We start from the raw sequence: 13,773 nt of genomic DNA, 5'->3' as shown, positions 1-13,773 counted from the left end.
GGGCGGTTTGATTTTCGTAATAATTGCATTGAAAGCCGCAACAAAAGAGGCCTGGATGCGCTGTAGCTTTGTATTCATAAAACAAATAAACATATGGCACATCCTAAAGTATGGCTCGTAACAGGAGCTTCGAAAGGCTTAGGTCTCACACTCGTACAACGATTACTGGAACAGGGATATTGCGTAGCTGCTACATCGCGCAACAAGCAGGAACTGATCAAAGCTGTCGATACCACCGATCATCACTTTCTGCCCCTGCAGGTAGACCTTAACGATGAAGGCAGCATTCAAAAAGCCCTTGATGAAACGGTTAACCTTTTCGGTCAGATCGATGTACTCGTCAACAACGCCGGCTACGGACTGGTAGGCAGCCTGGAAGAATTGTCGGATGCGGAAGCAAGAAAGAATTTCGACATCAATGTATTTGGCACGCTCAATATGGTTCGTAAAGTAATGCCTTATTTAAGGGCGCAACAATCGGGTCATATCATCAACATCTCTTCCATCGCCGGCTTCATTGGCGCCTTCCCCGGTTTCGGTATCTACTGCGCTACCAAATTTGCCGTAGAAGGATTTACAGAAGCGCTGTCGGCAGAGGTCAAATCGTTTGGCATCCATGCCACGATCGTATCTCCCGGTTATTTCAGAACGCAGTTCCTGGCCGATAGCTCACTGGGCGTACCTGCCAGGCCCATCGAGGCCTATAAGTCAGTAAGAGAAACACAACAGTTTCACCAACAGATCATGAACGGTAACCAGCTCGGCGATCCGGTGAAGGCAGCACAGGCCATCATAGAAGTAGCCGCCAGCAAAAATCCTCCCCTGCACCTGTTCCTCGGCAGCGATGCTTATGAACTGGCCTATAACAAGATCAACTCTATCAAAGAAGAGATCGAAGCCTGGAAATCTGTTACCGTATCTACAGCATTCGACCACCAGCTTGAACAAGCATAGGGCCGCGCTGCACTTAAAAAGATTAAGATGTATGCCAATCCCATCTATGTATTCAGACTGGAAGATAAAGAGCTGTACCATACCTGCCGCCAGGAGATCCCTTTTTATGCGATTTGCCTGGTAGCAAATGACACCCCGGACAGCGGCGCTACGATGCGGTTTGTTCATCCGCAAGCCGATCGTTCAGCGCCGCCGCTGGCGGGTACCCTCCAGGGTTTTTCCTGCCTGTTCAATGCGGCCTGCCTGTCGGAGAAAATGCAAAACATATTGCGTGCATTACCGATGTTCAGAAAAAGTGGCAGTCCCGTGTATCTTTTAAATCCTGTACAGGTAGATCGATTCCGCCGGCTATTCGAGCAGATGCTGGAGGAGGTCAACAACAACTACGCGTTCAAGTATGAACTGCTGGGCAACTACCTGGCCGAAATGCTGCACCAGGTATTAAAGTTGCAGCCATGCAGGGCGTAATGAGGAGAGGAGCTTGCTGATCACCCGGCCAATGGTTCCATTGACCGGAGACCGGCAGTCCTTCGGGCAACGATGGCGCATGAATGCAGGCGATGAACCGCTGCGCATGCCCGCCAGGGAAGCCCGTTTTACGGGCCATCCTCATTTTTAGAAATCCTTAATGGTGGTTGTTAACAGATACAGGCTGCATTTACTAGATTTGAGCAATATGGCGCTACTTCGATACACTATCCTTTGTATGTTGATCGGCATTGGATGCACCGGTTGCTTTCGCCGCTGGGTGATGACCGATAAGGAGGTCAGGAAGTATTATGCCAACAAACCCGTAAAGCCTACCTGGTTCACCATACAAAACGACTCTGCGACCCTGTACTGCGCCACTACCGGTTCCGATACCCTGCCGCCGTTGTTGATGATACATGGCGCGCCGGGCGCCTGGTATGGCAGCCGCATCTTACTCGATGACTCAATACTGCAAAAGCATTTTCACCTCATTGCCGTTGACCGGCCGGGATATCACAAGTCGCGTTTTAAAGGCAAAAAAAAGGCCGTTACCTCCATCACCACGCAAGCGCAAATCATCCATGAGGCTCTGCGCCTCAACCGTTCGCACAAACCGGGCGTAGTCATGGGCAGTTCTTATGGTGCACCGATCGCGGGGAAGATCGCCCTGCTTTACCCGCAGGATTTCAATCACCTCGTGATGCTGGCCGCAGCCATAGATCCTGATAAAGAAAAGTTCTGGTGGTTCCACCCCTGGATACAGAGCGGCGGCTTTCCTTATGTGTTCTTTCCCCGTTTCCTGAAAAGTGCCACCGATGAAAAATTTGCCCATGCTGGTGAGCTGCAGAAACTGGCGCCTGAATGGCAAAACCTCTCGATCCCGGTAACAGTCGTACAGGGCGGCAACGACGATATCATTGAACCCGCCAACCTCGACTATGCCCGTAAAGTGCTGGCCGGCAAGCCGGCCAACTTCATTTACCTGCCCGATGCCGGGCACCTGATCCGCCTCCAGCGCCCCGATGTGGTGCGGTCGATCTTGCTCAATCCGCTTCCGGGGAGTACAGGAAGTACGATGACGCGGTGAGTGCCGGGGGGCGACCAGCGGGGAACCTTCGCCCCAACAATTTATTGATTCTCTTAATATTATCAGCCATTGGCGGCTTCATTCGGACGACTGAAAACCCCATTTCGGCCACCCCTTTAACCTTCCCTGAAGGCCTCCCAAACCAGGCTCAGAACTTTTTACACAAACGCTTGTTTGCTGGTTTTTACGGAATTAGCTAAAATTTTACATTAAAAATCCCCCTGCATGCTGAAAAAATGTTTTCTTTGCGGTGTCAAAAAAGATTGACTAAAATTTTCATCCCAGCAGAAAAGAAATGCAAAAAAATCTCACCATAAAACTCGCTGATGTAGTAGCGCAAAGCGTTATTACTATAGTGCGTGGGGTTTTTGCTGTACAACTCCGTACAGTTTTTGTTAGTCGCCCCGTCCCCGTTAGGGTGCGACGTTGATACTCAATTACCATAGCACTCCTTTTGTAATGGAACTATGCGCCCGCCCCGCGGGATTCGTGTCTTTAGCAGTGATCACTTCCACTGCATTCGTTCACATTTATAGTCTTGTCTAACATGGAAACTCAACATACGTTCCAGATAATAATAGCCAATGAAACCCATTTCGATTTCGCACAGATCATCTGCGACGAAATGGCCTCTTCCGCCAAAGCACGGGGTACCGGCATTGCCAAGCGCTCGCCCGAATACATCAAGGAAAAGATGCGTGAGGGTAAATCCGTGATCGCCTTTAACCAGGATGGCATCTGGGCCGGTTTTTGTTATATCGAAACCTGGAGCCATGGCGAGTACGTTGCCAACTCGGGCCTCATCGTATCGCCCAGCTTCCGCAAGGGCGGATTGGCCAAAGCCATCAAGAAAAAGATCTTCGAGCTCAGCCGCAAGCTGTACCCCGAAGCCAAGATATTTGGTCTCACCACCGGCCTGGCCGTTATGAAGATCAACAGTGAACTGGGTTATGAACCTGTTACCTATTCCGAGCTCACCCAGGACGATGCCTTTTGGGCTGGCTGCAAAAGCTGCGTGAACTACGAGATCCTGATGAGCAAGGAGCGCAAGAACTGTATGTGTACCGCTATGCTCTACGATCCCAAAGACCACTACGAGCCCGAAGAGACCAAGCAGTTCTTCGAAGAGAAAAAAGGAATACTCGAGCGTTTGCTCCGCATCAAGCAGTGGAAGTTCCTGCAACCCTTCCTGAAGAAAGACAAGGAAGACAATAGCCGGAAAATGGTAACAGCAGGTGGCCGGCGCAAGTCGATCCTGCAATACTTTTTCAATCTGTAGCAGGCGCATGGCGGCCAGGCCTTTCGAAGGCAGGCTGCGGCCAGGCTCAACAAAAATATTCAACACTTAATTACCATACATCAGCAATGAAAAAAATCGTTTTAGGATTCAGCGGCGGTCTCGACACCACCTTCTGCGTTAAGTACCTCAGTGAAGACAAGGGTTATGAAGTACACAGCGTCATCGTTAACACCGGTGGCTTCAGCGAAGAAGAGTTGAAACAGATCGAAGCACATGCTTACAAACTGGGTGTTAAAACACACACCACTGTCAATGCCGTTACTACCTACTACGACCGCATCATCAAGTACCTGATCTATGGCAACGTATTAAAGAACAACACCTACCCGCTCAGCGTAAGTGCCGAAAGGTTGAGCCAGGCCGTTCATATCGCCGAGCACGTGCAGAAACTGAAAGCTGATGCAGTAGCACACGGAAGCACCGGCGCCGGTAACGACCAGGTGCGCTTCGATATGATCTTCCACATCATGATACCCGGTGTAGAGATCATCACCCCCATCCGCGACCTCAAGCTGAGCCGTGAAGCGGAGATCGAATACCTGAAAGGAAAAGGTGTTGACTTGAACTTTACAAAAGCACTGTATTCTATTAATAAAGGACTCTGGGGTACCAGCGTTGGCGGAAAGGAAACCCTTTCTTCCAAAGGCATGCTGCCCGAAGAAGCCTGGCCTACACAGGTTACCGCTACCGGTAGCCAGGAAGTGAAGCTGAGCTTTGTAAAGGGCGAGCTGAAAGCGGTGGATGGCAAATCGTTTGATCATCCTTCCCAGGCCATCCAGTACCTGCAAACCATTGCGGGCCCTTATGGCGTAGGCCGCGACATCCACGTAGGCGACACCATCATCGGTATCAAAGGCCGCGTAGGATTCGAAGCAGCCGCTCCGATGGTGATCCTCAAAGCGCACCACGCCTTGGAGAAACACGTACTCACCAAATGGCAATTGAACTGGAAAGACCAGCTGGCGCAATTCTACGGCAACTGGTTGCATGAAGGACAGATCCTCGATCCCGTGATGCGCGACATCGAAGCCTACCTCGAAAACTCGCAGCAAAACGTAACCGGCGATGTATTCGTAAACCTGCAGCCTTATCGCTTCCAGGTGATCGGCATCGAATCGCCCTACGATCTGATGAGCAGCAAGTTTGGTAAGTATGGTGAAATGAACACCGGCTTTACCGGTGATGACGTTCGTGGCTTCAGCAAGATCTTCGGTAACCAGACCTCTATCTGGAATGCCGTGCAGGCCGATAACAAGAAGTAAAATATTAGCCGCGGCCCTGGAGGAAGATCTCCAGGTATTGAAGTAGTTGATCAGGGCCGCATTCGCAAGCATACAGGGCCGGCAGGCCCACCAAACAGGTTTATTATGAGTAAGAACATCAAAGTTGGTATCGTAGGAGGAGCAGGTTATACCGGTGGTGAACTGATCCGTTTGTTGGTACACCATCCGTATGTAGCTGTTTCTTTCATTCATAGCCGCAGCAATGCCGGCAAACCCGTTTACGCCGTACACGAGGACCTCGTGGGTGAAACCGACTGGCAATTCACCGGCGATCTCAACCAGGATGTGGACGTCGTATTCCTCTGCGTTGGTCATGGCGAAGCCAAAAAGTTCCTCGCAGAGAATCCTTTCAACGACAAGGTGAAGGTCATCGATCTTTCGCAGGACTTCCGCCTGACGGCCACTGCCAAACTCGGCAACCGCGAATTCGTTTACGGATTGCCCGAACTGAACCGCGAAGCCATCCGCACCGCACAGAATGTAGCCAACCCCGGTTGTTTCGCCACCGCACTTCAACTCGGACTGTTGCCGCTGGCGAAGGCTGGATTACTCAAACATGTGTACACTACCGGCATCACCGGATCTACCGGTGCCGGCCAAAGCCTCAGCACCACCTCGCATTTCAGCTGGAGGGCCAACAACATTCAGGCCTATAAAACCCTGAACCACCAGCATCTTAATGAGATCGGTCAGTCCTTGCTGCAACTGCAGCCCCACGGACAGATCGATGTGAGCTTCGTACCCTGGAGAGGCGATTTCACCCGCGGTATCTTCATCAGCTCGCAACTCGATTGCGACCTTACCGAACAAGAATTGAACGATCTATATACTGAGTTCTACGACGGTCATCCGTTTACAACCGTAAGCAAGCAGCCCATTTTCCTCAAGCAGGCAGTAAACACCAATAAGTGTGTTATCCAGCTGGAAAAAGTAGGCAGCAAACTCGTGGTGCATTCCATCATCGACAACCTGCTCAAAGGCGCTTCCGGACAAGCCGTACAGAACATGAACTTGTTATTTGGCCTGGATGAGTGCGCCGGGCTGAAACTCAAGGCTAATTATTTTTAAATACAGCTGCGCCGAAGTAACAGTGGGAGCTATCAATGCCCCGCACGTCGCCGGCAGGTCGCAGCTAAAAAAGTAGACCATGAAGTTATTTGACGTTTACCCCATCAACGACATCACCATCACGAAAGCCCAGGGCTCCAACGTATGGGATGCTAACGGTGAAAAGTACCTCGACCTCTATGGCGGTCATGCCGTGATCTCTATTGGCCATACCCACCCGCACTACGTACAACGATTAACCGATCAACTCAATAAAGTAGGTTTCTATTCCAACTCCATCCGAATACCCTTGCAGGAAGAATTAGCGACAAAGCTGGGCAAGGTATCCGGAAAGGAAGATTACCAACTGTTCCTCTGCAACTCCGGCGCCGAAGCCAACGAGAATGCCTTGAAACTTGCTTCTTTCTATAACAACCGTAAAAAGATCATCGCCTTCAAAAAAGGCTTTCATGGAAGAACCTCACTCGCAGTGGCGGCTACCGACAATCCGTCGATCGTAGCACCCGTGAACCAGACTTCCAATATCATCTTCCTTCCCTTCAACGATGAAGCATCGCTCGAAGCCTGCTTCAAAGCACAGGGCAGTGATATCTCTTCCGTGATCATCGAAGGCATACAGGGCGTTGGCGGCATTAATGTAGCTTCCATCCCCTTCCTGCAAAAGATCCGTTCACTCTGCGATGAGTACGGTGCCGTATTCATTGCCGACAGCGTACAGTGTGGATATGGCCGTACCGGCAAGTTTTTCTCGCACGACTGGGCCGGTGTTAACGCCGATATCTATTCCATGGCCAAAGGCATGGGAAATGGATTTCCGGTGGCAGGCATCATCATCGCGCCTAAGTTCCAGGCAAAGCATTCCATGCTGGGCACCACCTTCGGTGGTAATCACCTCGCTTGTGCAGCAGCCCTGGCCGTACTGGAGGTGATCGAAAAAGAGAACCTGTTGCAGAATGCGGAAGAACTGGGAGCTTACATCATGGAGCAACTGAAGGCAATACCTGAATTGCAGAACGTGAGAGGCCGTGGCCTCATGATCGGGTTCGATGTGCCGGAAGAACTGAAAGACCTGAAGAAGAACCTGCTCTGGAAGCATAAGATATTTACCGGCGAAGCAAAGCCTAATGTGATCCGCCTGTTGCCTTCACTGGCATTGTCGAAGAAAGATGCCGACCAGTTCGTAGCGGCAGTGAAAGAGGAGATCAAGGCACTGGCGCCCGTTCTTTAAACAACTCGATTTTACACTTACACTAAAACCGCTCTTCGGGGAAATGAGAAACTTTATTTCTGTACACGATGTTACCAACATCAACGACCTGGTGGCCAAAGCCCTGAGCTATAAGGCCAATCCGCTGAAAGATAAAACGCTTGGATCCAATAAACGGATAGGATTGTTATTCCTCAATCCAAGTATGCGTACCCGTCTCAGCACACAGATCGCTGCACAGAACCTCGGCATGGAAGCCATCGTATTCAACGTTGGCCAGGAAGGCTGGGCACTGGAATTTGAAGAAGAAGCCATCATGAGCGGCAGCACCGTAGAGCACGTGAAAGACGCAGCGCCGATCATGGGTAAGTACTTCGATGTGCTCGCCATCCGTACCTTCCCCTCCCTGAAGAACCGCGACGATGATTACAGCGAACTGTTCATTAAACAGTTCATCAAATACGCCGGCATTCCTGTGGTAAGCCTCGAGAGTGCAACGCTGCACCCGCTGCAGAGCCTCACCGATGTGATCACCATCAACGAAACGGCTACCGTTCCTTTTGGTACAGCCGGCGGCCCCATGTGGGGCAGCAAGAAAAAGCCGAAGATCGTGCTCACCTGGGCGCCGCATGTAAAGCCATTGCCCCAATGTGTGGCCAACAGCTTCTCCCAATGGATCAATGCCTGGGGCCAGGCCGATTTCGTGATCACCCATCCGGAAGATTACGAACTCGATACCCAGTTCACCAACGGTGCCACCATCACCCACGATCAGGATGCAGCCCTCAAAGACGCCGATTATGTGTATGTAAAGAACTGGAGCACCTTCAACAATGAGTATGGCCGCATCTACACCAACGATCCTGCCTGGATGCTCACCAACGTAAAGCTCGCGCTTACCAACAACGCCAAAGTAATGCACTGTTTGCCCGTAAGAAGGAATGTGGAACTGAGCGATGAAATACTCGACGGGCCCAACAGTATCGTTACCCAGGAAGCCTCCAACCGCGTATGGGCTGCACAGGCTGTACTGTCGGAGATCCTTAAAGCAAACTTTTAAACTGCCCGTTTGGAAAAGTTATTCGTAGTCAAAATAGGCGGCAATATCATCGACGATGAGGCCAAGCTGGCATCATTCCTCGCCTCCTTTGCTGCCCTGCCTGGTAAGAAGGTCCTGATACACGGCGGCGGCAAACTGGCCACCCGCCTGGCCGAAGAAATGAAAGTTCCCCAGCAGCTGGTCGACGGCAGAAGGATCACCGATGCCGAAACACTCAAGATCGTGACGATGGTGTATGCTGGCTATATCAATAAGAACATCGTTGCCAAACTGCAATCGCATGGCTGCAACGCGATGGGTCTATCCGGCGCCGATGGCAATGTTATTCAGGCGCACAAGCGCGTGCACCCCACGCTCGATTATGGATTTGTAGGGGATGTAGACAGCGTGAATGCCCCCCTGCTGAAAGTGTTGCTCGATCAAAACCTCGCAATCGTCCTGGCGCCCATCACGCACGATAAGCAAGGTCTGCTGCTGAATACCAATGCCGATACCATCGCGCAGGAAACCGCCAAAGGCCTCAGCGGTCATTTCGATGTGCAGCTGATCTACTCCTTCGAGAAAAGTGGCGTGCTGCTCGATGCCAGCGACGACAGCACCGTCATCAATGCCATTACACCCGCTTACTACCAGCAACTGAAAGCCGAACAAAAGATATTTGCCGGCATGATCCCCAAACTGGACAATGCCTTCGCTGCCCTGAACAGTGGTGTTAAGAAAGTGATCATCGGAAAAGCAGAGCAGTTACAACAATTAATTACCGGAACCGCCGGCACAACCATTATCAATGAGCAGTGATCGCATCAACCTATTGTACGAACAGGCGGTAGCGTTGCTGAAACAGCTAATCGCAACTCCTTCCTTCAGTAAGGAAGAAGAACATACTGCACAGATACTTGAACAGTTCTTTGCCCAACAGGGCGTCAAGGCCAACCGCTTCCTGCACAATGTATGGGCGGTGAACAAGCATTTCGATGCGGCCAAACCCACCCTGCTGCTCAACTCGCACCACGATACCGTAAAGCCCAATAAGGGTTATACACTCGATCCGTTTATCCCCGTTGAAAAAGACGGGAAATTATTCGGCCTCGGCAGCAATGATGCAGGCGGCCCCCTGGTATCCCTCATCAGCACTTTCCTGTATTATTATTATCGTGCCGATCTGAAGTTTAACCTCCTGCTGGCAGCCACGGCCGAAGAAGAAATATCCGGCCGCAACGGCATCGAAGCCCTGCTGCCCGAACTCGGAACTATTGATTGCGGCATCGTAGGAGAACCTACGCAAATGCATATGGCAGTAGCGGAAAGAGGCTTGATGGTGCTCGACGCGATCTCCCATGGCAAAGCAGGACATGCCGCCCGTGAAGAGGGTGAGAATGCGATCTATAAAGCATTGACCGATATAGAATGGTTCCGCACGCACAAGTTCCCGAAAGTATCCGACCTGCTGGGCCCCGTAAAGACCAGCGTAACCGTGATTGAAACCGATAACAAGGCACACAACGTTGTACCTGCCCAGTGCAAGTTTGTGGTAGATGTGCGGGTGAATGAACTGTATACCTTCGAAGAAGTGCTGGAAGTGATCCGCGCCAACGTACAATGCGAGGTACAACCCCGCAGCACCCGTTTACGCTCCACCTCCATAGCCCTCGATCATCCGCTTACGAAAGCAGGCATCAACCTGAAGCGCAATTATTACGGTTCCCCCACTACATCCGATAAAGCCCTCATGCCTTTCCAAACCCTCAAAATGGGCCCCGGCGATTCGGCTCGCAGCCATACCGCCGATGAGTTCATTTACATCGACGAGATCAAAGAAGGCATCGAATTGTACATCCAACTATTAAACCAGGTATTATGAAACTGTGGCAAAAAGAAAACACTTCCGTATCAGACCGCATTGAGAAATTCACCGTAGGTCGCGACAAGGAATTTGATATCCTCCTGGCAAAATATGATGTGCAGGGCTCTATCGCTCACGTAACCATGCTGGGCGAAGTAGGCCTCATGAGCAAAGAAGACGCCACCCTGGCGGTGAACGGACTCAAAGCCATCGCTGCCGAAATAGAAGCCGGCAAATTCAGCATAGAAGACGGTGTGGAAGACGTACACTCGCAGGTGGAAATGCTGCTCACCAAACGCATCGGAGAGGCCGGTAAAATGATCCACAGCGGTCGCAGCCGTAACGATCAGGTAGCGGTGGATATCAAGCTCTATCTACGTGCTGAAGTACTCTCTGTAAAGGAAGAAGTAAAAGCACTCTTCGACCTGCTCATCGCCCAAAGCGAAAAATTCAAACAACACTTACTACCGGGATATACCCATCTCCAGATTGCCATGCCCTCATCGTTTGGCCTGTGGTTAGGCGCCTACGCTGAAGGTTTGGTAGATGACCTGGAACTGCTGGCTGCCGCTTATGCAGTAGCCAATAAGAATCCGCTGGGAAGCGGCGCCGGCTATGGTTCTTCTTTCCCGCTCAACCGTACCCGCACCACCGAATTGCTGCAATTCGGTGCCCTCAACGCCAATTCGGTGTACGCGCAAATGAGCCGTGGTAAAACCGAACGCGTAGTAGCCACCGGCATCGGCGCTGTAGCTGCTACCCTCAGCCGCCTGGCGATGGATTGCTGCCTCTATATCAACCAGAATTTCGGGTTTATATCATTCCCGGCCGAATTGACGACTGGCAGCAGCATCATGCCACACAAGAAGAACCCGGATGTCTTTGAGCTCATTCGTGCTAAATGCAACCGCATTCAGGCTACCCCCAACGAACTCATCCTCCTGGTCAATAATCTGCCCTCCGGCTATCACCGCGATCTGCAGCTCACCAAGGAGATCCTGTTCCCGGCTATTGAAACGCTGAAGGATTGCCTGCAAATGACCCGCCTGATGCTGGAGAACTTGAGCGTAACTGAAAACATCCTCGACGACGAAAAATACAGGTACCTGTTCAGCGTTGAAGCGGTGAATGAATTGGTGAACAAAGGAATCCCCTTCCGGGACGCATATAAACAAGTGGGCAACGATATCGAGAAAGGAAGTTTCTCATTTGATTATAAGAAACAATTGCACCATACCCACGAGGGTAGCCTTGGCAACCTGTACAATGATTACATTGTTACAGCTATGAACAAAGTGATCGATAAGTTCTAATAGTTATCATTTCTACAAAAGCAAAATCCCTCTCTGGTCGCAGAGAGGGATTCTTATTTTAAGGCAGCGCCGGGGCGCTGCACTACATTGACTGGTTGATTATACGTCGAGCTTAGCGTATTTGGCGTGGCTCTCGATAAACTCACGGCGGGGAGCTACCTCATCGCCCATCAGCATACTGAAGATTCGATCGGCTTCAGCGGCACTCTCGATGGTTACCTGCTTCAACGTACGAGTTTCGGGGTTCATGGTGGTATCCCACAGCTGGGTAGCGTTCATTTCACCAAGACCTTTGTACCGCTGGATGGTAACGCTGTCTTCTTTACCGGCGCCAAACTTGGCTACAAGGCCCTTACGTTGCTCCTCATTCCAGGCGTAAGATTGATCCTTACCCTTCTTAACGAGGTACAATGGCGGCTGGGCGATGTAAACATACCCTTGCTCCACCATGGGGGCCATATAGCGATAAATAAAGGTCAGGATGAGGGTGGCGATGTGGCTTCCATCCACGTCGGCATCCGTCATGATGATCAGTTTGTGATAGCGGAGTTTAGCGAGGTTGAGGGCCTTGGGATCTTCGGGCGTACCCACGGTAACACCGAGGGCGGTGTACATATTGCGGATTTCCTCGTTCTCGTAGATCTTATGTTCCATTGCTTTCTCAACGTTCAGGATCTTACCACGCAGTGGCAGAATGGCCTGGAACGAACGGTCGCGGCCCTGCTTGGCAGTACCACCGGCCGAGTCACCTTCCACAAGGAACAGCTCGCAGCGTTCAGCATCGCGGTCCGAACAATCGGCCAGCTTACCGGGTAAGCCGCCGCCGCTCAATACGCTCTTACGTTGTACCAGCTCACGTGCCTTGCGGGCTGCTGCACGGGCCTGTGCCGCGAGGATCACCTTCGAAATGATATTCTTGGCTTCTTTGGGATTCTCTTCGAGGAATTTCTCCAGCGCTTTGGATACGGTACTGTCTACCACACCCATTACATCGCTGTTACCCAGCTTGGTCTTGGTTTGACCTTCAAACTGCGGCTCAGGTACTTTTACAGAGATGATGGCGCTGAGACCTTCACGGAAGTCATCCCCTTCTATCTCTACTTTCGCTTTCTCAAACAGGTTTTCCCGATCTCCGTATGATTTGAACATACGCGTAAGCGCCCGGCGAAAACCGGATACGTGTGTACCCCCTTCGATCGTGTTGATATTATTTACGTAAGAGTAGATATGCTCGTTATAACTGTCGTTATACGTGAGCGCCACTTCTACGGCCACATTCGTCTTTTCATCGCGGCCTTCAACGTAGATGATGTTGGGGATCAGGTTGGTTCTGCCGGCGTTCTTGTCGAGCATAGCGACAAACTCGGTAATGCCACCTTCGCTGTAGAAATTCTTGGTATAAGTAACATCCTGCTCATCCTTTTCACGCAGATCATTCAGCGTAATGCTGATGCCCTTGTTCAGGTAGGCCAGCTCACGCAAACGGCCTTCTAGGATGTCCTTCTTATAAACACTAACCGTGAAAATGCTGGTATCGGGCCAGAAGTGTACTGTGGTTCCGGTTTTCTCAGAAACACCGATCTCTCTTACAGGATACTGGGGAACACCAATGCGATACTCCTGCTCAAAAATCTTTCCTTCACGCTGAACTGTCACGTGCAACAGGGTGCTTAAGGCGTTCACGCAACTTACACCCACACCGTGCAGACCACCGGAAACCTTATAAGTGTCTTTGTCGAACTTACCACCGGCATGCAACACGGTCATTACTATTTCCAGAGCGCTTTTCTTCTCCTTGGTATTGATACCGGTAGGGATACCACGACCATCATCAATAACCGAGATCGAGTCATCTTCGTGTATCGTCACAACGATATTCTTACAATAGCCCGCAAGAGCTTCATCGATCGAGTTGTCAACTACCTCATATACCAGGTGGTGCAGGCCTTTTTCGCCAACATCGCCGATATACATGGCAGGACGCTTACGAACCGCTTCCAATCCTTCCAGAACCTGTATACTATCTGCTCCATATCCATTCGTAGCGGGGGTAAGAATTTCCTTGATTTCTGTATCCATAAATGGTTGAGAAAATGCTTGTGAGAGTTAAGAATGTTGTATCCCGCAAATGTACGAAAATTAAGGCTTTCAGCCGCTTTCGGAAGGCCATTTTATACACCTTTTTTC

The 13,773-nt window shown here is 50.9% G+C and carries 12 protein-coding genes; 11 read left to right on the top strand and 1 reads right to left on the bottom strand.

The features are described 5' to 3' along the window. The first annotated feature begins 93 nt into the window (after positions 1-93). From P2H89_RS34640 to argH, 11 genes are all read left to right on the top strand, one after another. Complete coding sequence (locus P2H89_RS34640; RefSeq protein ID WP_275836031.1) at positions 94-954, top strand: oxidoreductase; 861 nt, start codon at positions 94-96, stop codon at positions 952-954. Positions 955-981: 27 nt separating this feature from the next. Further along, the gene (locus tag P2H89_RS34635) at positions 982-1,422 is read left to right on the top strand and encodes a hypothetical protein (RefSeq protein ID WP_275836029.1); all 441 of its coding nucleotides are present in this window, start codon (positions 982-984) and stop codon (positions 1,420-1,422) included. A gap of 208 nt (positions 1,423-1,630) precedes the next feature. After that, on the top strand, positions 1,631-2,512 hold the full coding sequence (locus P2H89_RS34630; protein WP_275836027.1) for an alpha/beta hydrolase: 882 nt from the start codon (positions 1,631-1,633) through the stop codon (positions 2,510-2,512). Between the two features lie 547 nt (positions 2,513-3,059). Beyond that, entirely contained in the window at positions 3,060-3,791 is a 732-nt protein-coding gene (locus P2H89_RS34625) for a GNAT family N-acetyltransferase (RefSeq protein WP_275836025.1), read from the top strand. A gap of 86 nt (positions 3,792-3,877) precedes the next feature. Beyond that, a complete protein-coding gene (locus P2H89_RS34620; protein WP_275836022.1) occupies positions 3,878-5,074 on the top strand; it encodes an argininosuccinate synthase domain-containing protein in 1,197 nt (398 codons plus the stop codon). A gap of 105 nt (positions 5,075-5,179) precedes the next feature. Then, complete coding sequence (gene argC / locus P2H89_RS34615; RefSeq protein WP_275836020.1) at positions 5,180-6,163, top strand: N-acetyl-gamma-glutamyl-phosphate reductase; 984 nt, start codon at positions 5,180-5,182, stop codon at positions 6,161-6,163. Between the two features lie 79 nt (positions 6,164-6,242). Next, complete coding sequence (locus P2H89_RS34610; RefSeq protein WP_275836018.1) at positions 6,243-7,391, top strand: aminotransferase class III-fold pyridoxal phosphate-dependent enzyme; 1,149 nt, start codon at positions 6,243-6,245, stop codon at positions 7,389-7,391. A 43-nt stretch (positions 7,392-7,434) separates the two neighbouring features. After that, on the top strand, positions 7,435-8,430 hold the full coding sequence (locus P2H89_RS34605) for an acetylornithine carbamoyltransferase (protein ID WP_275836016.1): 996 nt from the start codon (positions 7,435-7,437) through the stop codon (positions 8,428-8,430). A 9-nt stretch (positions 8,431-8,439) separates the two neighbouring features. Beyond that, positions 8,440-9,228 (top strand): acetylglutamate kinase, encoded by a 789-nt coding sequence (gene argB / locus P2H89_RS34600; protein ID WP_275836014.1) that lies wholly within the window; start codon positions 8,440-8,442, stop codon positions 9,226-9,228. Next, entirely contained in the window at positions 9,218-10,291 is a 1,074-nt protein-coding gene (locus P2H89_RS34595; protein WP_275836012.1) for a M20 family metallo-hydrolase, read from the top strand. Before argB ends, P2H89_RS34595 begins: the two co-directional genes overlap by 11 nt. Continuing rightward, positions 10,288-11,586 (top strand): argininosuccinate lyase, encoded by a 1,299-nt coding sequence (gene argH, locus P2H89_RS34590; RefSeq protein ID WP_275836010.1) that lies wholly within the window; start codon positions 10,288-10,290, stop codon positions 11,584-11,586. The genes P2H89_RS34595 and argH overlap by 4 nt, the downstream gene beginning before the upstream one ends. Before the next feature lie 99 nt (positions 11,587-11,685). On the opposite strand, the gene gyrB is transcribed toward argH, so the two are convergent. Further along, on the bottom strand, positions 11,686-13,665 hold the full coding sequence (gene gyrB, locus P2H89_RS34585; RefSeq protein ID WP_275836007.1) for a DNA topoisomerase (ATP-hydrolyzing) subunit B: 1,980 nt from the start codon (positions 13,663-13,665) through the stop codon (positions 11,686-11,688). Positions 13,666-13,773: the final 108 nt, after the last annotated feature.

Source organism: Paraflavitalea sp. CAU 1676, assembly GCF_029223285.1.
Taxonomy (GTDB): Bacteria; Bacteroidota; Bacteroidia; order Chitinophagales; family Chitinophagaceae; genus Paraflavitalea.
Note: the sequence above shows the minus strand (reverse complement) of the source record. Positions and strands in the feature narration are given on the sequence as shown.